General features: G+C 39.9%; 24 protein-coding genes. 11 read left to right on the top strand and 13 right to left on the bottom strand.

Going from position 1 to position 22,452, the window contains the following annotated elements:
• Window positions 1-114: 114 nt before the first annotated feature.
• Entirely contained in the window at window positions 115-615 is a 501-nt protein-coding gene (locus AACM45_RS14560; protein WP_339143597.1) for an RNA polymerase sigma factor, read from the bottom strand.
• Window positions 616-729: 114 nt separating this feature from the next.
• Here AACM45_RS14560 and AACM45_RS14555 point away from each other — a divergent pair, with 114 nt between their 5' ends.
• The 4 genes from AACM45_RS14555 (at window position 730) to folD (ending at window position 5,414) form a co-directional block, all read left to right on the top strand.
• On the top strand, window positions 730-2,553 hold the full coding sequence (locus AACM45_RS14555) for a hypothetical protein (protein ID WP_339143596.1): 1,824 nt from the start codon (window positions 730-732) through the stop codon (window positions 2,551-2,553).
• A gap of 163 nt (window positions 2,554-2,716) precedes the next feature.
• Window positions 2,717-4,045 carry a signal recognition particle protein gene (ffh, locus tag AACM45_RS14550; RefSeq protein WP_339143595.1) on the top strand — a complete coding sequence of 443 codons (1,329 nt, stop codon included), beginning with the start codon at window positions 2,717-2,719 and terminating at the stop codon, window positions 4,043-4,045.
• A 37-nt stretch (window positions 4,046-4,082) separates the two neighbouring features.
• Window positions 4,083-4,481, top strand: coding sequence for a four helix bundle protein (locus AACM45_RS14545; protein ID WP_339143594.1), 399 nt, complete (start codon window positions 4,083-4,085; stop codon window positions 4,479-4,481).
• A gap of 48 nt (window positions 4,482-4,529) precedes the next feature.
• A complete protein-coding gene (gene folD, locus AACM45_RS14540; RefSeq protein ID WP_339143593.1) occupies window positions 4,530-5,414 on the top strand; it encodes a bifunctional methylenetetrahydrofolate dehydrogenase/methenyltetrahydrofolate cyclohydrolase FolD in 885 nt (294 codons plus the stop codon).
• Between the two features lie 2 nt (window positions 5,415-5,416).
• On the opposite strand, the gene AACM45_RS14535 is transcribed toward folD, so the two are convergent.
• On the bottom strand, window positions 5,417-5,545 hold the full coding sequence (locus tag AACM45_RS14535; RefSeq protein WP_339143592.1) for a hypothetical protein: 129 nt from the start codon (window positions 5,543-5,545) through the stop codon (window positions 5,417-5,419).
• A gap of 125 nt (window positions 5,546-5,670) precedes the next feature.
• On the opposite strand from AACM45_RS14535, the gene AACM45_RS14530 reads away from it, so the two are divergent.
• Window positions 5,671-7,401 (top strand): alpha/beta hydrolase-fold protein, encoded by a 1,731-nt coding sequence (locus AACM45_RS14530; protein WP_339143591.1) that lies wholly within the window; start codon window positions 5,671-5,673, stop codon window positions 7,399-7,401.
• Between the two features lie 959 nt (window positions 7,402-8,360).
• On the opposite strand, the gene AACM45_RS14525 is transcribed toward AACM45_RS14530, so the two are convergent.
• From AACM45_RS14525 to AACM45_RS14505, 5 genes are all read right to left on the bottom strand, one after another.
• The gene (locus AACM45_RS14525) at window positions 8,361-8,783 is read right to left on the bottom strand and encodes a VOC family protein (RefSeq protein WP_339143590.1); all 423 of its coding nucleotides are present in this window, start codon (window positions 8,781-8,783) and stop codon (window positions 8,361-8,363) included.
• A gap of 166 nt (window positions 8,784-8,949) precedes the next feature.
• Entirely contained in the window at window positions 8,950-9,441 is a 492-nt protein-coding gene (locus AACM45_RS14520) for a TspO/MBR family protein (protein ID WP_339143589.1), read from the bottom strand.
• 335 nt (window positions 9,442-9,776) lie between these two features.
• Window positions 9,777-11,003: a hypothetical protein gene (locus AACM45_RS14515; RefSeq protein ID WP_339143588.1), complete on the bottom strand. Its 1,227-nt coding sequence runs from the start codon at window positions 11,001-11,003 to the stop codon at window positions 9,777-9,779.
• Between the two features lie 223 nt (window positions 11,004-11,226).
• Window positions 11,227-12,075: a hypothetical protein gene (locus AACM45_RS14510; protein WP_339143586.1), complete on the bottom strand. Its 849-nt coding sequence runs from the start codon at window positions 12,073-12,075 to the stop codon at window positions 11,227-11,229.
• A 107-nt stretch (window positions 12,076-12,182) separates the two neighbouring features.
• Complete coding sequence (locus tag AACM45_RS14505; protein ID WP_339143584.1) at window positions 12,183-13,019, bottom strand: alpha/beta fold hydrolase; 837 nt, start codon at window positions 13,017-13,019, stop codon at window positions 12,183-12,185.
• Window positions 13,020-13,116: 97 nt separating this feature from the next.
• On the opposite strand from AACM45_RS14505, the gene AACM45_RS14500 reads away from it, so the two are divergent.
• Window positions 13,117-13,548 carry a winged helix-turn-helix transcriptional regulator gene (locus tag AACM45_RS14500; RefSeq protein ID WP_339143583.1) on the top strand — a complete coding sequence of 144 codons (432 nt, stop codon included), beginning with the start codon at window positions 13,117-13,119 and terminating at the stop codon, window positions 13,546-13,548.
• A 1-nt stretch (window position 13,549) separates the two neighbouring features.
• Here AACM45_RS14500 and AACM45_RS14495 read toward each other — a convergent pair whose 3' ends face one another.
• From AACM45_RS14495 to AACM45_RS14480, 4 genes are all read right to left on the bottom strand, one after another.
• Complete coding sequence (locus tag AACM45_RS14495) at window positions 13,550-14,512, bottom strand: YybH family protein (RefSeq protein WP_339143581.1); 963 nt, start codon at window positions 14,510-14,512, stop codon at window positions 13,550-13,552.
• A gap of 80 nt (window positions 14,513-14,592) precedes the next feature.
• Complete coding sequence (locus tag AACM45_RS14490) at window positions 14,593-14,955, bottom strand: cupin domain-containing protein (protein ID WP_339143579.1); 363 nt, start codon at window positions 14,953-14,955, stop codon at window positions 14,593-14,595.
• A 52-nt stretch (window positions 14,956-15,007) separates the two neighbouring features.
• Window positions 15,008-15,556 carry a hypothetical protein gene (locus tag AACM45_RS14485; protein WP_339143577.1) on the bottom strand — a complete coding sequence of 183 codons (549 nt, stop codon included), beginning with the start codon at window positions 15,554-15,556 and terminating at the stop codon, window positions 15,008-15,010.
• A 130-nt stretch (window positions 15,557-15,686) separates the two neighbouring features.
• Window positions 15,687-17,195, bottom strand: a complete 1,509-nt coding sequence (locus AACM45_RS14480; protein ID WP_339143575.1) for a helicase HerA-like domain-containing protein — start codon at window positions 17,193-17,195, stop codon at window positions 15,687-15,689.
• A 79-nt stretch (window positions 17,196-17,274) separates the two neighbouring features.
• On the opposite strand from AACM45_RS14480, the gene AACM45_RS14475 reads away from it, so the two are divergent.
• Both AACM45_RS14475 and AACM45_RS14470 read left to right on the top strand, forming a co-directional pair.
• Complete coding sequence (locus AACM45_RS14475) at window positions 17,275-17,727, top strand: Rid family detoxifying hydrolase (RefSeq protein ID WP_339143574.1); 453 nt, start codon at window positions 17,275-17,277, stop codon at window positions 17,725-17,727.
• A gap of 15 nt (window positions 17,728-17,742) precedes the next feature.
• The gene (locus AACM45_RS14470) at window positions 17,743-18,375 is read left to right on the top strand and encodes a 7-carboxy-7-deazaguanine synthase QueE (RefSeq protein WP_339143572.1); all 633 of its coding nucleotides are present in this window, start codon (window positions 17,743-17,745) and stop codon (window positions 18,373-18,375) included.
• On the opposite strand, the gene AACM45_RS14465 is transcribed toward AACM45_RS14470, so the two are convergent.
• Both AACM45_RS14465 and AACM45_RS14460 read right to left on the bottom strand, forming a co-directional pair.
• Window positions 18,372-19,280, bottom strand: coding sequence for a hypothetical protein (locus tag AACM45_RS14465; RefSeq protein WP_339143570.1), 909 nt, complete (start codon window positions 19,278-19,280; stop codon window positions 18,372-18,374). The genes AACM45_RS14470 and AACM45_RS14465 overlap by 4 nt on opposite strands.
• A 34-nt stretch (window positions 19,281-19,314) precedes the next feature.
• A complete protein-coding gene (locus AACM45_RS14460) occupies window positions 19,315-20,028 on the bottom strand; it encodes a class I SAM-dependent methyltransferase (RefSeq protein ID WP_339143568.1) in 714 nt (237 codons plus the stop codon).
• A gap of 52 nt (window positions 20,029-20,080) precedes the next feature.
• Between AACM45_RS14460 and AACM45_RS14455 the strand changes: the two genes are divergently transcribed.
• From AACM45_RS14455 to AACM45_RS14445, 3 genes are all read left to right on the top strand, one after another.
• Entirely contained in the window at window positions 20,081-20,575 is a 495-nt protein-coding gene (locus AACM45_RS14455) for a YkgJ family cysteine cluster protein (RefSeq protein ID WP_339143567.1), read from the top strand.
• A 188-nt stretch (window positions 20,576-20,763) separates the two neighbouring features.
• Window positions 20,764-21,597, top strand: coding sequence for a sterol desaturase family protein (locus tag AACM45_RS14450; RefSeq protein WP_339143566.1), 834 nt, complete (start codon window positions 20,764-20,766; stop codon window positions 21,595-21,597).
• A gap of 206 nt (window positions 21,598-21,803) precedes the next feature.
• Window positions 21,804-22,448 carry a hypothetical protein gene (locus AACM45_RS14445; protein ID WP_339143565.1) on the top strand — a complete coding sequence of 215 codons (645 nt, stop codon included), beginning with the start codon at window positions 21,804-21,806 and terminating at the stop codon, window positions 22,446-22,448.
• Window positions 22,449-22,452: the final 4 nt, after the last annotated feature.

The following is a 22,452-nucleotide window of genomic DNA, read 5'->3' as shown; positions in this document are numbered from 1 at the left end:
TAATTCTTTTTTTTTGCCTAACACCTAACACCTAACACCTAACACCTAACACCTAACACCTAACACCTAACACCTAACACCTAACACCTAACACCTAACACCTAACACTCATCACTATATCCCCTCTATCTTATCACGAAGTGCCTTTAAGGCCAAATGCATCCGTTTTTCAATGGCTTTGATGCTTACACCTTCCATTTCAGCGATTTCGGCATATTTTTTTCCATCAATCCTATTGAGAAGAAAAGTGGTACGCTGGTTTTCTGGCAAGGCATTGATCGCTTCGTCCAATCTCTTTTGAAATTCTTTTTCTTCCAAAACGAATTCCGGGGACTCATTTGAGACGGTATTCGAATGTCTGTCCGCATGCTTTAACCTTACTTTTTCAGCTTTCAGTACATTGAGGTACAGGTTGTTCGCAACGGTATACAAATACGATTTTGCTTTTTCAGGGGTTACCTTGGCACAGTTCTCCCAAAGTTTGACAAACGCTTCTTGAACGGCATCATGCGCTTTTTCTTCATTTCCATATTTATAATATATGTAATTGAAGATCGTTTTTGAATTGGACTCAAAAACGGAACTGAAGGTTTTCTCTTCACAAACATTATTCATGTATGCTTATTTCCTTGGTTGCCCTAAAGATATTTTAAAAAAAATTAAAAATCAGGTAGGGTTTTACTCTGACCGATTGTTTTAGGGTTGAATAAACAAAAAATCCAAATCGTTATGAAAAATTTTAAAAATATAGTTTATATGGGCCTTGTCCTTTTCGGATTAGTGCTCAACTCGTGTCAAGAAGAGTTTGAAGAAGTGGGTGGTGCTGAGGAGCAACAGACCTTTATGGCAGGTTCAAGTACTTCTGAACTGATAGTAAAGACTTCTTTAAACGATGGTTCTTTTGATAATATCGTTGATGGTGCCAGTTGTATCGCGGTGCAATTTCCATATACGGTTGACGTTGCCGGAATTCAAATAACCATTGATAGTATTGAAGATTTAGAATTGATCGAAGAAATCTATGATGAGTTTGATGACGATGAAGACATTCTTGATTTTGTTTTTCCAATCACGATTATTCTGGCCGATTTCACTGAAGTGGTCATCGAGAACAAAGAAGCGCTTCGAGAACTTGCCGCCGAATGTACCGAAGGTGGTGATGACGATGATATTGAGTGTATTGATTTCGTATACCCCATAACTTTGTTCACTTTTGATATTAATGAGCAAGAAACTGGAAATTTTAGGATCAATAGTGATCGTGAGTTGAGGCTTTTCTTCAAAGATTTGGATGATGATGATTTGATAAGTATTGATTTTCCGGTAACCCTTGTAAAAGCTGACGGAACTGAAATCGTTGTCAATAACAATGCTGAGTTGGCCACTGCTCTAGAAATGGCAAAAGACGAATGCGATGAGGATGATGATGATGACTTCAATGATGACGATTTCTCGAAAGAGCGATTGGATGCCTATTTAGTCGAATGTCCATGGGAAGTAAGGGAGGTAAAGCGCGATGGTATGGATCAGACCGATCAATATTTAGAATATCTAATGACCTTCACCGAAGATGGTGCCGTTAGCGTAAAGGATAGAATGGGCAACATGTTGACTGGTGAGTGGTCAACAAGGGTTTCGGATCGTGGTGTTCTTCTTACGCTAGAGTTTGATGTTTTGGTTGATTTTAATTTAGAGTGGGTAGTCTATGAAATTGATGAGCACAAGATAAAGTTATATGCCGACGATGGTAACAAGATCATCTTGAGACAGCACTGCGCCGACGGTGATGGCGATGATGACAATGGAGATGATAATGGTGGGGATGATAATGGTATCATTAGCATCGAAACGTTGATCAATACCTTGACCGAATGTGAGTGGATCATAAAAGACCTCGAAGTTCAAAATGAAGAAGTACAACGCTTATTGGGTTATGAATTCATTTTCAATGAAGATGGCAGTGTTAGTTTAGGTGACGGCATCACGACCTTTGATGGTGTTTGGGAAGTAGGTTCGAACGAAGCTGGGGATCGTACATTGTTTATAGAGATTATGATGGAAACTGCAGTAAGCCTAGAATGGCCGCTTGTTGAAATTGAAGGTTCAAGTATTGTAGATACGACCCGAATTACATTAAAAGACGAGCAGATCGGATATAAGATGGTCTTGCAAAAAGTTTGTGATGACAATGCTGGCGATGACGATGTAAGCGAAATCAGGAACATTATGTTAGGTGGGCTTTGGAACGTGGCCTTATTTGAAGACGAAGGTGTTGATGAAACCGATGATTATGCAGGGATGGATTTCGGATTCTCGATGTTCAACCAGGTTGAGGTTTCAATCAATGACGATCCTATCACGGCCGGAGTATGGAGGGTGTTGAGGGATACCGATGGCAACCTTAAGTTCTTTTTAAACCTTGGTGATGATGAAACCTTTAGCGACCTTACCGAAGCATGGTATATTGGTGAGGTAACGGCCGATCGAATAGAATTGATTTACGAAGATGAAAATGTCAACTTTGACAAATTGGTCTTCGAGAAAAAAATGTAACCCTTTTTTGCCCCACATTTTTGAAAAGGACAGCTTGCCCCAAAGCTGTCCTTTTTTTGTTTGTGAAATGAAATCTTTCAAATGCTGATTTTATGTTTTCCCGCAACATGTGAATCCATAGGTATTTCTTAAATTTGTGCTTCTTCATAAATGATGGTTGCCCATGTTTGATAATTTAAGTGAAAAACTCGATAAGGCCTTACATGTACTGAAAGGTCATGGTCAGATTACAGAGATCAATGTTGCTGAAACTTTAAAGGAAGTTAGGCGTGCCTTACTTGATGCCGATGTCAACTTTAAAATAGCCAAAGAGTTTACCAATACGGTAAAAGAAAAGGCTTTGGGTCAAAATGTATTGACCAACCTACAACCTGGCCAATTGATGGTGAAGATTGTCAAAGATGAGTTGACTACCCTAATGGGTGGCGATGCCGAAGAACTTAATTTGACCGGTGACCCATCCGTAATCTTAATGTCTGGTCTTCAGGGTTCTGGTAAAACCACTTTTTCTGGTAAACTGGCCAATTTCTTAAAAAATAAGAAGACTAAAAAAGCGCTTTTGGTAGCTTGTGACGTATATCGTCCTGCTGCAATTGACCAGTTGCACGTAGTTGGTGAACAAATAGGGGTCGAGGTATACTCTGATAGGGATAACAATGATCCCGTGGCCATTGCAAAAGCTGGGGTTGCCCATGCCAAAACGATTGGGGCCAACGTGGTCATTATCGATACTGCGGGTCGTTTGGCCGTAGATCAACAGATGATGGATGAAATTTCTGATATCCATAAGGCTATCGCTCCACAAGAAACGCTATTTGTTGTCGATTCCATGACGGGTCAAGATGCCGTAAACACTGCGAAAGCCTTTAACGATGTCTTGAATTTTGATGGTGTCATTCTTACGAAATTGGATGGTGATACCCGTGGTGGTGCCGCGATATCGATTAAATCGGTAGTGGACAAACCCATAAAGTTCATTGGTACCGGTGAAAAGATGGAGGCCATTGATGTTTTCTATCCCTCCCGTATGGCAGACCGTATTTTGGGTATGGGTGATGTGGTGTCTTTGGTCGAGCGTGCACAAGAACAGTTTGATGAAGAACAGGCCCGCAAAATACAAAAGAAGATTGCCAAGAATAAGTTCGGATTTGATGATTTTCTGAGCCAGATCCAACAAATCAAGAAGATGGGCAATATGAAAGATCTGATGGGGATGATCCCCGGTATGGGTAAGGCCTTAAAAGGATTGGATATTGATGATGATGCCTTTAAGCATATCGAGGCCATTATCCACTCCATGACCCCTGATGAACGTTCGAATCCCTCGAAGTTGAACTCTAGTAGAAAAAAACGTATTGCGAAGGGGAGCGGACGTACCATTCAAGATGTAAACCAACTCTTGAAACAGTTTGAGCAAATGAGCAAAATGATGAAAATGATGCAAGGTGGTGGCGGTAAGCGAATGATGCAGATGATGCAGAATATGAGGTAGATGTATTGTTCAAGGTTTAAAGATCAAGGTTTGTAGAATGGGTAAGATTGAATCTTTTGAGGATATCGAAGCATGGCAAATGGCAAGAGAGGTTTGTAATGATATTTACGATTTGATACAAACCACCCCCTTGGGCAAGAATTATGCATTGAGAGATCAGATGGATAGATGTTCTGGATCTGTAATGGATAATATTGCCGAAGGTTTTGAGAGAAATGGCAATAAAGAGTTCATTCAATTTTTGAGCATTGCCAAGGCTTCATGTGGTGAGTTGCGTTCACAGCTTTACAGAACGTATGATAGAAAATATATAGACGAGCCTACCCTCCAGGTTCTAAGACAAAAAGTACTAGTAGTGAGCAAAAAGATAAGTGCTTTTATTACCTATTTGTCAAAGTCCGAGTTCAAGGGAGTCAAGTATAAAAATAGGACATAAGCCTTGAACCTTAAACATTGAAACCTTGAACCTTAAAAATTGAAAGCAATGAACATACTTGACGGAAAGAAAGTATCGAACGATATCAAAGATGAAATAGCCGTTCAGGTTTCCAAAATGAAGGAACGGGGCGAGAAAGTCCCACATTTAGCGGCTGTTCTGGTCGGCAACGACGGGGCAAGTTTAACTTATGTGGGCAGTAAGGTAAGGTCCTGTAAAAAAATAGGTTTTGAGTCGACTTTGATCCATCTTCCTGAAGAAACCACCGAAGAAGAGTTGTTGGCACAAGTCGTCTCCCTGAACATGAATTCAGATATTGATGGGTATATCGTACAATTGCCATTGCCCAAGCATATAGATGAACAAAAGGTATTGATGGCCGTGGACCCCGATAAGGATGTAGATGGCTTCCATCCAACCAATTTTGGTAAAATGGCCTTGGATATGGATTCTTTCATACCAGCGACCCCCTTTGGCATCATGGAACTATTACGACGCTATAATGTGGATACCGAAGGGAAACATACCGTGGTAATCGGCAGGAGCCATATAGTAGGGCGACCCATTAGTATTTTAATGAGCCAAAAGGGAAAAGCGGCGAACTCCACCGTTACGTTGACCCACAGTAGGACAAAAGACCTGACCACTTTTACCAAAGATGCCGATATCGTGGTATCCGCATTAGGGGTTCCAGATTTTTTAAAGGCGAACATGGTCAAAGAAGGAGTGGTTATCATCGATGTCGGTATCACCAGGGTTGCAGATGAAACAAAAGCCAAAGGATATTACATCACCGGCGATGTTGATTTTGATGAAGTAAGTCAAAAGGCTTCTTACATCACCCCAGTACCCGGTGGGGTCGGCCCCATGACCATTGCCATGCTGCTCAAGAATACCCTGATTGCCAGAGAGCGGCATAGGGCAGGGAATTAGGCCTAATCTTCTTTTTGGGTTTCCTCTTCTGGGGTCAAGATTTCCACATCTTGGTCTCCCTCATCATTCGTACAGCTCGACATGGCCATAGAAGAAAAAAGGAGCGCGATAAGTAGTAGTAGTGTTTTCATTCCAGATTATTTTAGAATCGTTTTTTTTGGGACTATAATGGATATAACGCTTAACTTCAATGTCTTATTATATCATTTGGCAAAGGTAAATTGACTATCTTTTTGGTTCAAATATGTAACCAATCATGAGAATTCCATTTTTAATTTGTTCCCTAACAGTGGCTTTATTGTTTTCCTGTGAGCCAGTCATCAAAAGAAGTACTACGTTTAACGTTTCCTTTTCAAAAGATGCCAGTTCAAAAACACTGGATGGCCGTTTGCTCTTAATGTTGGCTACCAATGATGAAAAAGAACCGCGATTTCAGATTAATTCTGGCTTGACGACCCAATTGATTTTTGGCATGGACGTGGAATCAATGAAACCTGGGGACGAAATGGTATTTGATGACACCGTATTTGGATTCCCTTATTCAAGTTTGGCTGACGTACCGCCTGGGGATTATTATGTTCAAGCCCTATTGCATACGTATGAGACTTTTGATTTGGCTACAGGGCATACCGTAAAACTGCCAATGGATAATGGTGAGGGACAACAATGGAATCGTTCACCTGGTAATTTGTATAGTGAGCCATTTAAGATTACGATTAATGAAAATGGGGCAAATGACATTGCGGTTTCCATGGATACTATGATTCCGCCCATTGAAGAGCCTGAAGATACCCAATGGATCAAACACATCAAGATCAAGTCAGAAAAACTATCCGAATTCTGGGGAAGGGATATGTACCTCGGTGCCCATGTACTCTTGCCAAAAGGTTTTGAAGACCATCCAGAGGCCAAATATCCCCTAATGATTTTTCATGGTCATTTTCCAGATAATTTTGGGGGTTTTCGAACCACGCCACCCGACCCTGATACCAAACCCGAATATTCGGCCCGTTTTGACGTGGAGGGCTACAATATCATACAACAGCAAGAAGCCCATGATTTCTACAAGCGATGGAACGAACCTGACTTTCCTCGATTCTTGATTGTCGAAATACAGCATCCCACCCCGTATTATGACGACTCTTATGCCGTAAACTCAGCGAGTCAAGGACCTTATGGAGATGCCATCACTTATGAATTGATTCCTCATATCGAAAAAGAGTTCCGCGGTATGGGCGAGGGCTGGTCACGCTTTTTGTACGGTGGTTCGACCGGGGGTTGGGAAGCTTTGGCTGTTCAGGTCAAATATCCTGAGGAATACAATAGTTGTTTTGCCGCCTGCCCCGATCCCATTGACTTTAGGGCCTATTGTTTGACGAATATTTATGAGGATAAGAATGCCTACTATTACGATAGTGGGCATAAGCAACTCGAAGTGCCTGCACACCGTGATTATTTGGGTGATATTACCTCAACCATTAAAGATGAAAACCATCTGGAACTGGTGCTTGGCACAAAATCAAGATCAGGCCAACAATGGGATATTTGGGAGGCAACCTATTCCCCGCAAAACTCAGAGGGGTATCCTGAGCGAATTTGGGATAAAAGCACCGGCGATATCAATGCTGAGGTCGCCAATTACTGGAAAGAGAACTTTGATCTACGTCACATTTTAGAACGGGATTGGGATAAGTTGGGTGCTAACCTAAAAGGTAAAATCCATATCTACTGTGGTGATATGGACAATTATTATTTGAACAATGCCGTATATCTTATGGAAGATTTTTTAGAAAGTACTACAGACCCTTATTATGATGGTGAAGTGTTGTACGGTGACCGTGCCGAACATTGTTGGAACGGTGACCCTGACCAACCCAACCATATTTCAAGGTTGCGGTACAACAGCATGTATGTGCCCAAAATCATGAAACGCATTGCAGAAAGTGCTCCTAAAGATGCTGATGTAACCAGTTGGAGGTATCGATAAGCTATTTTGTTACCATGTCATACTGAGCACAGTCGAGGTGTTTTAATGTAGCACTGGAAATTTATAGAATGTCGGTTACCGAATCGCAAGATCACGAAACCATCTGTGGAAATCGTTATGAAAGACGCCCGTGTGACCCATTGGGGTTATCGATAATCAGTTTTATAACCAGGTCATGCTGAGCGCAGTCGAAGTGTTTTAAATGCATCACTGGAAATTTACGGAATGTCGGCTACCGAATCTCAAAATCACGAAACTTTCTTTGGAAATTGTTATGAAAGCCGCCCGTATCACCAATTGGGGTTATCGATGATCAATTTATAATCATGTCATACTGAGCGAAGTCGAAGTGTTTTAATGCAGTACTGGAAATTTACGGAATGTCGGCTACCGAATCGCAAGATCACGAAACCATCTGTGGAAATTGTGATGAAAGACGCCCGTGTGACCCATTGGGGCTATCGATAATCAGTTTTATAACCATGTCATGCTGAGCGCAGTCGAAGTGTTTTAATGCAGCACTGGAAATTTACGGAATGTCGGCTACCGAATCGCAAGATCACGAAACCTTCTGTGGAAATTGTTATGAAAGACGCCCGTATCACCAATTGGGGTTATCGATAATCAATTTATAATCATGTCATACTGAGCACAGTCGAGGTGTTTTAATGCAGCACTGGAAATTTACGGAATGTCGGCTACCGAATCGCAAGATCACGAAACCATCTGTGGAAATTGTTATGAAAGACGCCCGTATCACCAATTGGGGTTATCGATAATCAATTTATAATCATGTCACACTGAGCGCAGTCGAAGTGTTTTTTGCAGTACTGAAATCTTATAAAATGACATAATCACAAATGAAACACATCATAGATACTAACATAGTTCGTGTTTGCTTTGTGGTATTCGGTAGGCCTTTGCTTATTTTATATTAAGAAGGTAGTGCATCGTGTTGGTTATTTTGCAAACAACTGCCCCATATCTTTAAAAGCCTTAAACTCTAAAGCATTGCCCGCGGGGTCTAAAAAGAACATGGTGGCCTGTTCCCCGACTTCCCCTTTAAATCGCACATAAGGTTCGATTACGAATTCAACTCCTTTTGATTGTAGCGCTGTAGCAAACGATTCAAAGGTTTCCCAAGGCAGAACAACTCCATAATGGGGTACGGGAACATTTTTACCGTCTACCGCATTAGTATGCAAATCCTCTTCACCCTTCGGTTTATAATGAATCACGACTTGATGCCCAAATACGTTGAAATCGACCCAATGGTCACTGGATCGCCCTTCTTCACAGCCCAAAACATCGCGATAAAAAGTGCGGCATTCAGCAAGGTTATGGACGGGGATGGCGACATGGAAAGGGGTAATGTTATTCATAGATCTAAAAATAGTGAAAATGTCCGTTAAGGGAACTTTATCGAACATCTTTAGTTAGTCTCGTGAATGGATTTTTAATTTTTAACCGGTATAGGTCTAGAAATCCCAATATCCGTATCTTATTTTCAGCTATCATCAATACTCAAACAATCCGTAAGGCGACACCTTAAAGTAGACCTATTTCAGCTAAGGTGATCAGCGTCGCAAAAGTTACCCAAGGAATAATGGGAAAGATCAACCATGCCGCGGTTTTGGATTGCTTAAGAATACGGTAAAAAACATATGAAGCTATAAAAATAGTAAACACATTTCCTATTAACCCACCAAGTACGCTACCGATGGCCAACGAATAGAACGGATATAGCAGACAAGAAATGATGAGGGCATCAACAAACACCCGATTTGACCTCAACAAATGATCTTCTGATTTTCCCACAATCCATCGAGATACGGCCAATGCTATAAACCAGATGGTCCAAACCAGCCCTACGACCCATCCCGGGGGTGCAAATGAAGGCGTATGTATCGGGTTTTCAGATGAGTTGGTACTCCATTCTAGACTGAAAATCAGGCCGTTTATCAAAATGACACTGCCGACTACTAAAAGTAGATTAAAAATGAGTGAACGTCCGTTAGGTTTGTGGAATAGTATCGTCATAGACTTATTTTTAAGTTCAATAGTAATTTCAATTTTGCGAATCTTTCTAGTTCATATCCTCCCGGGGATTTTTTTTCATTTTCTTTTGAGAGATTCGTTCGGACTAATGATGTTAAAAATGTAAGTTAATTAAAAATTTCCAATACTATTTAGGGCCTTTGTAGTCTTCCCTAAAAGTGAAGACTTCCTTGTTTTTGTGTGTAACTTCTAATGCATGAGTAGTAGCGGATTTCAACTCACGAACCTTTCGGTTTTGCACTGACCTTTGTTTAATATTTATACTTTCGTTTTATCACTTAAACGCTATTACCCATACACCGCGTTAGCAAGTGTTCTTATTTCAATTCGATGCTTAGGCGATTGAATTTATCAAAATAATCTACATTTAATTCTTCAAGCTCTTCATAGGTAACCACCCCGATTCCAATATACATTCGATTAAGGTCACTTGAAAATTTTTCTTTCATTTCAAGCTTTTCTTCTTTCCTCCCTGCTAGTAAAATATGGTCAAAGTTTTCTGTCTTATAACCTAATTTAGATTCTATTTCTGGCATATTTTCTTTATTGCCAGAATACTCTTTATATCTCCAAACTTGTTCTAAGTGAGATATATAGTTACTGCTCAATTGAGGTCTTTTCGTTTTCTTTTTGACATAAAAAGTAACGTCTTCTTTTTTTACCTCGAAAAACGTTGTTTTTAAAAACTCGGGAAACTCTGTTTTAAGGATATAATCACATTCTTCATTAGTTTTCCCATTCAAATCATATAAATTTTTCTCGTATTCGAAATCAACATATGCATCTCTTAAAAGAATCATTTTATTCTGATTGAAAAAATCGTGTAGTATTGTACGTTCATTATTTTTTCTATCATATTTGATATGGTTATTATAGGTTGAGTTAAATTCTAAAATTGATTGTTCTATTTCTCTTCTATTTATTATCAACCAATCGTAAACTAATGGTGTTGGTAGCTTGATGAATTCTTCGGATACGATTAAGGTTTTAAGTAAGAAGTAACTTTCAGAATTTTTGCTTATTCGATTTTTGTAATGAGTTTTATAAAAAGTTGATTCTTGGAAATTATGAGTGTTCTTATTTAAAATTTCCAGGTTTTCTAAATCGGTTACTAATCTTTTTCGCCAAGTCCTTATTGTATTTTCAAATTCGGCAATAAACTTATCGTGCTGTCCTTCCTTATTCTTTTTAATAATAGCTTGCCAACCTTCTACTGAAATTGTTCCTCTTGTTTCTATGTCAGTATATAGTATGACTGGAATAGAACTAATCCTAAAATTGCCTTTTGAATAAGAGGTTTTAAATCCATTTCTAAATCTTAAAATTTTGGAAGCTTGTAAGATATCATTATGTTCTGCTGATGATTCATTGGTGATTATTGCATCAATGTGAAGTTTTTTATTTTCTAGTTGTTCAATTATAAATGATTTGGTTTTCTCGAATGAATAGCAAAAGATTAATTCATTTTCTTCGTAACCATAATTTTTGAAAATATTCTTATACGTATCTTCAGATGATTTAAAGTCGTTGATTAATATTTTCATTTTTTGCTGAAATGCTTGCTAATGGTCTCGTCTATGATAAGTGCGGCGCAGAAATCCATCGGATTTCCAGCTACGTACTAGGCAAAAGCTTATGGTTTAGTATTTTTCTTTTTTTTGGTCAAATGCAAAATCCCAAAGATTTTGCTGACTTCATAAATATACACAGACCTTTAGATTTTGCCCTGAAGTCTGCATTATACTTAAGCATTGTTAGCACCAGTTTTTATATCCTATTTTTTAACTCCTCTATTATTTCAAATGGTATATGGTATGCATTAAACGTAAGTGTTTTTCCGGTTTTTTTAAAGCTATTCATAACTTTAATATCGTTGGATTTGGTTTTATAGCTACCTACTCGTTCCTCTAAATTGGAAATTGCTTTGAGAATCTGTTCTTTTTGAATATTTATCACATGCCTTTGTATGTTAATAATTGAAATAGATACATCATAGATTAGGGGTTTTAAATCAATATTTTCTGTCAATTCGCATATATCATTGTAAACAATACTTCCCAGCAGATTTTTTTCTTTTTTTATCAAATCTATGTCTATTAACAATTGAATACTACCTAAAGTTTTTCCTGGAACATCAATAAATTTTTCTGCCTGTAGGACTAGTCCTTGTAATGGAAAACCTAAATGAATCGAATAATTTCTTAGTTTAATTAAAAAACGATAGGCAAAACAATTATCAAATTCTTGACTTGTAAGTTTTAGAAAACTGCTTGCCTCATCAGAGTGTTTTCCATATTTTCTTTTCAAATATGATTCCCCATTATCCAGGAAGAATTTGAATGACGATAAAAAGTTTAAGATTACTTGATTTGCTTTTAGTAATAAATCGGGATGATGTAGAATTTTCAAGTCAGCCCTATCCGTTGAAATATCCGTTATTTTCTCTAAAAATGAGGAATAGTCTTTGAGATTTAGTTGAAGGTTTTTGAAAATAACAAATTGAGTATAAACATGTTTTAATATTTCAGAATCTTCTCTTAATTTATCAAAATATTCTTGGTCAATTTCTTTTATATCTTCAAATTTTCTATTCTCGAAAGTTGATATTTTAATCAAATTTTATTTTTTCAAATTGGTGCCAACAACTGAATATAGTTACTAGCAACTATATTCAAATTATATGTGCCTTAAAAATAAATGAATATAGACTGCTTAACAATTCATTACGCTAAAAAAGCGATGATTTGTTCATTTACCGCTTCTTGGTGCATGGAATGCCCAAGCCCTTTGGTAGCCACCAATTGGCTGCCTTTCCAGTGTTCATGAACCCTTTTTGAGGCTGAAAAAGGTACTTGTAGGTCATATTCGTCATGAAACAACAGGCCCTTTTTGGTATTGTTGGCCACAAACCGTGCGCTTGAAAATTCATGAAAGTGAAAACCCAACCATTCTTTTAACCTTTTGTCCATGGCCGCCCTGACCCTGTTATTGAATCGTAGCAGTTTTTGGTAATGGTCCATAAATTGGGAGAACTCGCAAGGGGAACCCACGGTCACGATTTTTTCTACCGTTGATTCAGGGTTTTTAAAATGGTCGTACAATATCGTCATGCCACCAACGGAGTGGGCAACCACATATTTAGGGCGATATTTATCGAGCATATGACGTGATGACAGCGAGTATAAGGGTACATGAAGGCGTTTGCCAGAAGAATACCCGTGGGCGGGAGCGTCAAACGCAATGATGTTAAAGTTATTCTCTTTGAGTTTTTTAATAAGGTTTCGCCATCGGTAGGTGTTGCTTTCCCAACCGTGCATTAAAAGCACCGTGTCCCCGGTTCCTTCCCATTGGTACGATTGTACCTGGTGTTCACCGACGATTTCAACCTCATGTTTTGCAGCGTCTAAAAACGCTTTTTGAACAGGTAAGACCTTTCCTTTTCGAATCGTACAGAAAACATCAAAAGCCTTAATGGCCGTTGCCCGTGGATTAAAAAGGACTTGAATATTGAAAAGTTTACCATAGGCAAGCGGAACGATTTTGGCAAGTATTTTTTTCATAAGGTTACTTTTTGTAACTTACTCTTTAAAGGAAACTAAAAATACATATTCTTTTTTAGGAAAAAAAGAAGTTACCCGCACAAAACCTGATGTCTCTATGGAAACCGTTACTGATAATCAAAAAGATAGGACAATAAAAAAGCTCGAAAAAATGTTCGGGCATCTTGATTACAAACATCCGCCAGAACTTTGCCCTGTTAGGGATATTATGTCGGTGGCCTCGGATCAATGGAGCGTCTTGATCATCTTATGGCTTGGTTATTTTCCGGTTTTACGTTTCAATAAATTGAAAAAGTTTGTGTACGGTATCTCAAACAAGGTGTTGAGTCAACGATTGAAAGTTTTAGAGGCCGATGGTTATATTTTGCGAAAAGCCTATGCCGAAGTTCCCATACGGGTCGAATATAGCCTAACGGAGTTTGGACAGAACTATGTGGAAAAACTATTGGAATTGACCGAATGGATGCATCTCAATAGCCCGAAGGTGATAGCGAATAGAAGTAAATATGGAAACATAGAAAATATGTAGTTCACCGTTTTACCGAATTCCAAATGTCTAGGTGCATTTTCCATTGATCATTTTCTTTTTTCCAAACAACGACATACTTGCCCTGCCATTCATTAATTTGTCCGTCTGGGTTTTGCGTTTTTCCTTCATACACTCCATAATCATGTGCATACTCACCAAAGAATTTCACTTCTTTTGACGTGATTTTATGGTGTACGGTTTTGTACCCATTATTTTTTGGGGTCCAGTATTTTTCAAGTTTGGGTCCCTCTAAAATAGGTCTGTTGTTGGGGAAAATTTTCGCATCAGCGGTGTAACTATCCATGATACCATCAATATCCCCAGACATGACCGCTTGCGAAAATTGGTTGGAGGCTGCTATGATTTCTTGCTTATCGCCTTGTTGCGGTTTCTTCTGGTTTGAGCAGTCTATTTTCCAAAATGGGAATGCGACAGTTTCGGTTTTGTCTACCCATTCGCCAACCCATTTATACCCATTTTCATTGATATCATAAAAGGTCAATCTAGAAAAGCCATCGGTTCCGTTGGGGGCTTTTTGTTCTTTGTACAGTACGATTTTACCTTCTTCCGTTTTGACGCCTTCCCAGGTAGCTAATCGGGGCGTGGGCGTGCCAGAACTATAATAATGCACGTACCATTTGGTACTGTCGGCGATGAACTGACGTATACTGCCCGAATGACGCCCATCGGCTTTAAGGGTCTCATCTTGAATGCCCATGCCGTTCATAATGTATTTGAACTTCCAAACCATATCGACAGGTTCTGCCCATGTTTGATCTGGGTTTCGAGATTGCGACTTACAGTTGCAGGTGCCAATTAGGGGGGCGAAATCGGTAATTTGTTCAGGGGCATCCGGATTTGGAAGTCCGTAAGGATTTTCAAAAGATGGCTCAAAATCGTATTGGGCCAAAACAAAACTCGGCAGCAAAACTGCGATGGTAATGAGTTGAATGACGATTTTCATGGTATTGGTCGTGGTTAACTATTCTTGAAATTAGGGAAAACCTATCAATAAAAAGCACTGGTTATGAACAAATTAACGAATCAGTCTTCTCTGTGAACAGTATCCATACTGAATGCAGGCATGCAAATAGCGAGGTATTCACATTCTTCTTCAAAAGGGTTTGAATATTGCACCCTTGTACCCTTGTGGATTTTTATGGATTGCCCTGCTTTTAATACCACTTTCTCACCATCAACGAGAAATTGTTTTTGACCTTTAATGATAAAAGTGAACTCGTCAAATTCTGGGGTTTGAAACGGTTCGCTCCATCCCGCTGGTGCCTTCATATGGGCAATACTGATGTTGGCATTACCGTCCGTTGCCAAACCAAAGTGTTCTGCTATGTATTTACCATCTTCGGTAGGAACGACAAAAGGTGATTTTTGAAGGATATAATTCTTCATTTCTTTATTTTACCAACAACCAACAACCAACAACCAACAACCAACAACCAACTCAATCCCACCCAAGCATCAAATACTTGATTTTTGCTTCATCAGGTATTTGAACCGCTTCAATTTTAGTAGTGGTATACCGTAAACTGGATGGCAATTCAGATTTGTCTATGGTAAAATAAAGATTGCTCTCTTTTGGAAATACCACAATACTGTTAAAAGTCGTGACAATCTTTTTAATTGCGTAGTTTTCTTGAATGTCTTTAAAGGTGCTATTGAGTGAGATCCCTTTTTCAGAGGTATATCTAGAATCTAGAATCTGCACATTCTCAAAGGTCTGTATGCTATCTGTATTTGGGGTAAGTCTTAGAAGCGGCCGCCCACCTTTTTCAAAGATTTGGATCTTTTTGGTCGAGGCCCCGATTTTAGTGGACAGCGTATCCTTAAGTATGGAATCCGCACTAAACATGTCCTCTAGCCTAGAAACAGGGGTATCTCTCCGCAAGGGGCCAACACTATTTTCTGTGATTTGAAAAGTGGTATCCTTCTCAGTGCACGAACTGCAAAAAATAAGGGTAAAACTTGCAATGGTCAAGTATATTTTTTTCATTTATCTAACATCTAACATCTAACATCTAACATCTAACATCTAACATCTAACATCTAACATCTAACATCTAACATCTAACATCTAACATCCAACATCCAACATCCAATATCCAATATCCAACATCCAACAACTAACGAATCACTTTTTTCAAAACCCCCAATACCCCGCGTATAAAGGTAGCGCTTGTCAATACTTTGACCACTGGGTTCATTCGGGTACTTTTACGCCGTGTGGTCGTTCTTTGTGAACGTGAGGCGGTTTTTTCTTTGGCTGCTTCTTTTTCAGCCTTTTCAATTTTTTCATTTAAGATTTCATAGGCGCTTTCCCTATCGATTTCCTCGTTGTACTTTTTAATAAGTTTTGAGCTTTCAAGGGTTTCTTCGAGTTCTGTTTTGGTCAACACGTCCATACGGCTCATTGGGGCCCGAAGCATGGTAGCGGCCAGTGGTGTTGGGCGACCTTTTTCATCTAAAGCCGAAATCAGGGCCTCACCGATACCCAATGAGGTCAACACTTCTTTGGTGTCATAAAATTCTGAATCAGGATAATTCTCAGCGGTCAGCTTAATGGCCTTTCGGTCTTTGGCCGTGAAAGCGCGAAGGGCATGTTGTACTTTTAAGCCTAATTGGGATAACACCGCATCGGGCACATCAGTTGGGTTTTGAGTGACAAAGTACAATCCGATACCCTTAGACCGAATGAGTTTTACGATACTCTCTATTTGGTCTAACAAGGCTTTTGAAGCTTCTTTAAAGATCAAATGGGCCTCATCAATGAACAAGATAAGTTCAGGGCGGTCACTATCACCCTGTTCGGGAAAAGTAGAGTAGATTTCAGCGAGCAGACTAAGCATGAAGGTAGAGAATAACTTTGGTTTGTCTTGAATATCCGTAAGGCGAATGATGTTGATATAGCCCCTGCCATTTTCATCTATTCGTACCAAATCTTCAACGTCAAAAGATTTTTCCCCAAAAAATAGGTCTGCCCCCTGTTGTTCCAGTTCAATTATTTTTCGAAGTATGGTTCCCGTTGAACTGGTAGAAATTCGACCATATTCCGCTTGAAATTCCTTTTTGCCCTCGCCTGTTGCGTATTGTAGTACCTTTTTAAAGTCCTTCAGGTCGAGTAGGGGTAATTTATTGTCATCACAGTATTTAAAGACCACGGCGACGATACCTTCTTGTGTGACCGTTAAATCCAATATACGAGAGAGCAATACCGGGCCAAATTCTGAGACCGTAGCCCTTAGCCGAACCCCATTTTGTTCGGAGAGCGATAAAATTTCAACCGGAAATCCCTTAGGTTCGAACGGTAGGCCAATGGCGTTATGACGCTCATCTATTTTTGGATGACCCGGGCTTGCTTTCGCAATTCCGCTTAAATCCCCTTTTAAATCCATCAACAGTAAAGGAATACCCTTATCCGATAAATTTTCGGCGATTACCTGCAAGGTCTTCGTTTTGCCTGTTCCCGTCGCCCCTGCAATCAGTCCATGACGGTTTAAAGTCTTTAAAGGAACTTTGACGAAGGCGTTCGTTACGGTTTCGCCATCAACCATACCAGCACCCATGGTGATAAAGTCCCCCTTCGTGGTATACCCCTTATCAATATGGGCAAAGAATTTTTCTTTGTTGCTCATCGAATCCAATTTCCGATAAAAATAGGGTAATTTGGTAGAAGACAAAAGATTCAAGACATTCAAAAAAACGGAACCGGATATGAGAACAAAAACACTATTAGCCTTCGTATTGGTTGTTGTTGTGTTTGCCACAACCACCCATGCACAAGAAAAAACGGAAATCACATTCCACAAACCTGAGAACCCCGCTCGCGCCTCAGCGCCTTTTAGCGAAGCAGTGCAGGCTGGAAACCTGTTCTTTTTGGCAGGACAAATAGGAATGGATAGAACGGTGGGTAAACTTGCGGAAGGCGGTATAGAAGGCGAAACGGAACAAGTCATTAAGAATATAAAAGGCGTTTTAGAATATCATGGGCTTGACCTTGATAATGTGGTAAAGTGCACCGTTATTCTGAGTGATATCGATGATTTTAAGGACTTTAACGCGGTCTATGTGAAATATTTTATAAAGAAACCGGCGCGAACCACTTTTGCCGCAGCCGGTCTAGCTGCTGGGGCCAAAATTGAAATTGATGTGATTGCGGTGAAGTAGCCTTATCTTTGCACTATGGTTTTACAAGATGTGATGCACTTGGTGGACAAGGGGGAAATGTTACCCTTGATGGAGGAGTTTTACACCATTCAAGGCGAAGGTTTTCATAAGGGTACTGCTGCGTATTTTGTGCGTATCGGTGGTTGTGATGTTGGTTGCCATTGGTGTGATGTGAAGGAAAGCTGGAATGCCGAGACGCATCCTCCAACAGAAATAGGGAGTATTGTGGAAAATGCATCCCAATATTCAGATACCATAGTCGTTACGGGTGGGGAACCCTTGACTTGGGATATGGGTCCGTTGACCCAGGCCTTAAAGGCAAAAAATCTGAAAATACACATTGAGACTTCCGGAGCTTATCGGCTTACCGGAACCTGGGACTGGATTTGCCTATCCCCTAAGAAGAACAAATTGCCACAGGAAGAAATTTATGACAAAGCGCATGAGTTGAAAGTTATTGTGTACAATAAGCACGACCTTGTATTTGCCGAAGAACAGGCAAAAAAAGTCAATGAAGCATGTATACTGTATTTACAACCAGAATGGAGCGTGCGTGAGAAGGTAACACCACTGATAGTGGAGTACGTCATGCAACATCCGCAATGGAAAGTATCATTGCAGACCCATAAGTATCTGAATATTCCTTAACTGCCCGAAACCGGTCGGCCGCCATTACCTGATAGATCCAACAGACATTCCGGGTCCAAAACGGGAACCACTTGACTACCTCTTGCGGCTTGTTGTTCTAAAAGTTTAAGAATTCCCGTTCCACTTAACGAGCAAGGGGAGGTCAAGGCTTCTTTACCTATGGCACTGGCAACCCTACTTGTGGTGCCAAATTGCAATTGGGCCTGCATCAAGCAACCCGGTACATTGCAGTGGTTGGGAGCGTCAACATCTTCATGGTCATTGATCGCTACCGTACCTAAGTTGACCAAACCGAATAAATGCCCGAATTCGTGGTTAAGTGTAGCCGTTTCAATGTCAATAAGCGGTTGGGCCGAGAACCCACTGCCGCTGGCCAATATGCGAATAGTACGCTCGTAAATGACCATAGAGGTATTTCTAAAAACGGCCCCTACCGTTACCAATCCTTCATCCAAATCATCGCCATCAGATGGGGCATCCGCAAAAAAGATGTAAATCGCAAGGGTACTACCATCGTTGAATGCAGTTCTATTTTCTTGTTCAAGGTCATCTATTTCCTCAAGTGTAAAAGACTCTTCACCAGGTGAGGGAATTTCCTTATAGATAACCTCGATATCATCTTTAAACGTGTTTTCCCTTAAATAGTCTTGAAAGTTGTTCATAGCCTCCTCTGTAGGGCGAAACCCTGGGGCGAAAGTTACCTCAATCAACAACCGATCAAAATTTGTGTTTGAAAGTATGTCGTTTGCCGAAGCACCGGTAGCTAACAGGTTTTGAGATCTGTCAACTTCCTCCGGACCATCATCCGTCATGCCTATTGGATCCTCCGTACCATTGTCACTAGAACCACAGGCTACAAAAATAATCGTGAGTACAAGTAAAAATATGTGGCGTATATGCTTCATAATGTTTTTTATAAGAACGATGATTTGTACCAATCTAGTATTGTTTTAACGTGAGCCTAGATAAATAGTCGTAATGTGGACCTTCACTTACATATTCGCAGTTAAAATTATGGTTTTCTGCGCAGTTTTTTAGAGTTTGGTAATCAATATAGAGCCACTTGAATGGTTTGCTCCGTTTTCCTTTGTATTCCATTTCAAACAGTACTTCGCCATAATAGTCGCCGTTGTTGGGTATCCAGTAGCCCCCGTCGTCGTCTTGGTCATACATATAGATGATATCGCTTGAATCCAATAAAACTTGGCCATTAGGTCTGAGAAGTTTTTTAAAATGGTTCAAATAGATGTTCAGACTGTTGAGGTCACCGGCTATTCCGATACCGTTCATAAGTAGTAAAAGAGTGTCGTACTTTGGGCCCTCGTGATCGAGAACCGAACAGTTCAGCGTTTTTAATATACCACGATCCTTACAAACCTGAACTGCACCGTTTGAACGGTCAAGTGCCGTTACCTCAAATCCTTTATTTTGTAGGTATAGGCTGTGGCTTCCAGAACCACAACCAATATCCAATACCTTGCCTGAACATAGTTTCAGGGCTTTTTGCTCCAGGTCCGGCATTTCATCGAACCCTCGAAAAAGATAGGGGAGTGGCATGGTGCCTTCTTCATCCAACGAGGAGTACGTCTTGATATCTTCGCTATACATACCCTGATTAAAGTCTACTAGTGCCTCACCAATAATATCGATCATTACGAAATCATTAGACTACAAAAATGGAATAATATTTTTAGGTTTGTTTGAAATGGAACATCAATTGGAAGAATTGCCACAAAAGGCTAAAGAAAAACAGTCTGAAAATAAGAGGTTTTTTAACAAGCTTAAAAAGAAACCACCCAAGAACTTGGATTATGTGATGCAGGAACTGCATGAAGATGAATTTGAACGGACAGACTGTCTTACCTGTGCGAATTGCTGCAAAACAACGGGACCCTTGTTCACAAATGCCGATATTGAACGAATTGCCAAACACTTTAGGCAAAAACCGTCAGATTTTATAGCGCGCTATTTACGGTTGGATGAAGAAAATGATTATGTATTGCAACAAGCTCCCTGTACTTTTTTAGGGTCGGATAATTATTGTTCCATTTACGATGTTAGACCAAAAGCATGTAAGGAGTTTCCGCATACCAATCGTAAAAAGTTTCATCAAATAAGCAATCTTACTTTGAAAAACGTAGCAATTTGTCCTGCTGCTTTCAATATTGTCGAAGAAATGAAGAAGAAGATTCTTTTTTAGGAAATAGGAGCCAGGAGCCAGGAGCCAGGAGCCAGGAGCCAGGAGCCAGGAGCCAGGAGTCAGGATAACATTCAAGATAAGGATGAAATTCATAATTTCCTAACCCCTAACCCCTAACCCCTAACCCCTAACCCCTAACCCCTAACCCCTCAATTTGACATTTGCATTAGAGTTCGTATTTTAACGCTATGGAACAGCTAATGGCTTATTTTGAAAATATTCCCCCGTTACATCGAAGTCTTATTCTGGTCGGTGGTATCACTTTTTTCTGGATTTTAGAGGGCATCATGCCCCTTTTTAACGTGAAGTATAAAAAGTGGAAGCACGCCCTACCAAATTTTTTCTTTACCCTAACGACTATCGTCATAAATTTTCCATTGGCTTTTTTACTCTTGAAAACTTCGGATTGGACCATTGCCAATGATTTTGGCATCATCAATTGGTTGCCTGAAATGCCTTTATGGTTTTATGTGTTGTTAGGGGTGGTATTGCTTGATCTGATAGGGGCATACACTGCCCATTTGGTTGAGCATAAGGTGAAACCACTTTGGATGGTCCATTTAGTGCACCACTCGGATCATAATGTAGATACTACCACGGCTAACCGTCACCACCCCTTGGAAAGTCTGATTCGATATACTTTTACTTTGGTAGGGGTTTTTATTGTAGGTGCTCCGGTGGGCATCATAATGCTGTACCAAAGTTTGTCGGTGGTACTTTCTCAATTCAACCATGCAAATATCCGACTACCCAGAAAAATTGATAAAGCCCTGAGTTGGATTATCGTATCACCCGATATGCATAAGGTCCACCATCATTTTGTATTACCCTATACCGATTCCAATTACGGTAATATTTTCTCCATATGGGATCGTCTGTTTGGCACGTATATGGAATTAGCACCCGATAAAATTACGTATGGGGTTGATACTTTTCCTGATGAGAAAGAGAATAGCAGTATTTCAGGACTTCTGAGGCAACCATTTCATAAATACAGAAAACCAACTACTGGCAAATCATAAATCATTGGCGTTCTTGCGTAAGTATTTTTAGTAATTCAAGGAAAGTACTTACTTGGCTTTGTTGGGGGTATCGCGAGTGCCGGGCTGGCGGTTATTGATTTTAGGGCAACCAGGCCAAATAAAGTCCACTATTACAAAGCCTACAAAAATAAAGGGCTTTTGGTAACAATTTTGGTATGGAATCGTCTTCTGTTCAAACCAACCCAATGGATAAAATCAAAAAGAAACTCTGGGCCCAGATTTTCATCATATACACCCGGTATTTAATCGGGGGCGCTTTTGTGTTTGCCAGTTTGGTAAAAGTAATGGGTGGGCGTTTTACGGCGGAAAGCGGGGCATCGAATCCTATTGATAGTGCTTGGCATTTTTTTGAGACCCTATACGCTTCGGGGCTCTACTGGAAGTTTATAGGTGTGGCCCAGCTAGTATCAGGGTTTCTCTTAATGACGCAGCGCTATTCCAAACTTGCGGCATTGGTCAACTTGCCCATAATATTGAATATTTTCATGATTACGCTGTCATATTATTTTGCGTTTACCCCGGTCATTACAGGGTTAATGTTGCTTGCGAATATTCTTCTAATCGTTTGGGAATGGAATGAGCTTAAAATCATTTTTAATCTTAGGCCAACACTGACCCATGAAAAATTAATGGAAAACGATAAGCTATGGTCATTATTTGGGTTGGTCCTTTTTGTTCAAACACTATTTTGCAAGCTATTTTTAGGTGAAGAAAATGCAATATTCTGGCTTTTGTCTTTTCCCTTGCTAGGTTTGCTCGCCCTTGTTCTCGGTTTAAAACGAGAGCGAAAAAGAAGGTATTTGATTCAGGTCAATCCTCTGGATACCTAGATAT

Origin of the sequence: Croceitalea sp. MTPC5 (genome assembly GCF_036985505.1) — a bacterium.
Classification (GTDB): Bacteria; Bacteroidota; Bacteroidia; order Flavobacteriales; family Flavobacteriaceae; genus Croceitalea.
The sequence above is the reverse complement of the archived record's forward strand: the minus strand, read 5'-3'. Positions and strand labels throughout refer to the sequence as shown.

Excerpts from the sequence above, each read along its gene's own strand:
- AACM45_RS14560 (WP_339143597.1), bottom strand. The coding sequence starts at position 615 with ATGAATAATGTTTGTGAAGAGAAAACCTTCAGTTCCGTTTTTGAGTCC.
- AACM45_RS14480 (WP_339143575.1), bottom strand. The coding sequence starts at position 17,195 with ATGAGCAACAAAGAAAAATTCTTTGCCCATATTGATAAGGGGTATACC.
- AACM45_RS14555 (WP_339143596.1), top strand. The coding sequence starts at position 730 with ATGAAAAATTTTAAAAATATAGTTTATATGGGCCTTGTCCTTTTCGGA.
- AACM45_RS14475 (WP_339143574.1), top strand. The coding sequence starts at position 17,275 with ATGAGAACAAAAACACTATTAGCCTTCGTATTGGTTGTTGTTGTGTTT.
- AACM45_RS14500 (WP_339143583.1), top strand. The coding sequence starts at position 13,117 with ATGGAAACCGTTACTGATAATCAAAAAGATAGGACAATAAAAAAGCTC.
- AACM45_RS14490 (WP_339143579.1), bottom strand. The coding sequence starts at position 14,955 with ATGAAGAATTATATCCTTCAAAAATCACCTTTTGTCGTTCCTACCGAA.
- AACM45_RS14470 (WP_339143572.1), top strand. The coding sequence starts at position 17,743 with ATGGTTTTACAAGATGTGATGCACTTGGTGGACAAGGGGGAAATGTTA.
- AACM45_RS14485 (WP_339143577.1), bottom strand. The coding sequence starts at position 15,556 with ATGAAAAAAATATACTTGACCATTGCAAGTTTTACCCTTATTTTTTGC.
- AACM45_RS14455 (WP_339143567.1), top strand. The coding sequence starts at position 20,081 with ATGGAACATCAATTGGAAGAATTGCCACAAAAGGCTAAAGAAAAACAG.
- AACM45_RS14460 (WP_339143568.1), bottom strand. The coding sequence starts at position 20,028 with ATGATCGATATTATTGGTGAGGCACTAGTAGACTTTAATCAGGGTATG.
- AACM45_RS14495 (WP_339143581.1), bottom strand. The coding sequence starts at position 14,512 with ATGAAAATCGTCATTCAACTCATTACCATCGCAGTTTTGCTGCCGAGT.
- AACM45_RS14505 (WP_339143584.1), bottom strand. The coding sequence starts at position 13,019 with ATGAAAAAAATACTTGCCAAAATCGTTCCGCTTGCCTATGGTAAACTT.
- AACM45_RS14445 (WP_339143565.1), top strand. The coding sequence starts at position 21,804 with ATGGATAAAATCAAAAAGAAACTCTGGGCCCAGATTTTCATCATATAC.
- AACM45_RS14515 (WP_339143588.1), bottom strand. The coding sequence starts at position 11,003 with ATGAAAATATTAATCAACGACTTTAAATCATCTGAAGATACGTATAAG.
- AACM45_RS14520 (WP_339143589.1), bottom strand. The coding sequence starts at position 9,441 with ATGACGATACTATTCCACAAACCTAACGGACGTTCACTCATTTTTAAT.
- AACM45_RS14545 (WP_339143594.1), top strand. The coding sequence starts at position 4,083 with ATGGGTAAGATTGAATCTTTTGAGGATATCGAAGCATGGCAAATGGCA.
- AACM45_RS14450 (WP_339143566.1), top strand. The coding sequence starts at position 20,764 with ATGGAACAGCTAATGGCTTATTTTGAAAATATTCCCCCGTTACATCGA.
- AACM45_RS14465 (WP_339143570.1), bottom strand. The coding sequence starts at position 19,280 with ATGAAGCATATACGCCACATATTTTTACTTGTACTCACGATTATTTTT.
- AACM45_RS14535 (WP_339143592.1), bottom strand. The coding sequence starts at position 5,545 with ATGAAAACACTACTACTACTTATCGCGCTCCTTTTTTCTTCTATGGCC.
- folD (WP_339143593.1), top strand. The coding sequence starts at position 4,530 with ATGAACATACTTGACGGAAAGAAAGTATCGAACGATATCAAAGATGAA.
- ffh (WP_339143595.1), top strand. The coding sequence starts at position 2,717 with ATGTTTGATAATTTAAGTGAAAAACTCGATAAGGCCTTACATGTACTG.
- AACM45_RS14530 (WP_339143591.1), top strand. The coding sequence starts at position 5,671 with ATGAGAATTCCATTTTTAATTTGTTCCCTAACAGTGGCTTTATTGTTT.
- AACM45_RS14525 (WP_339143590.1), bottom strand. The coding sequence starts at position 8,783 with ATGAATAACATTACCCCTTTCCATGTCGCCATCCCCGTCCATAACCTT.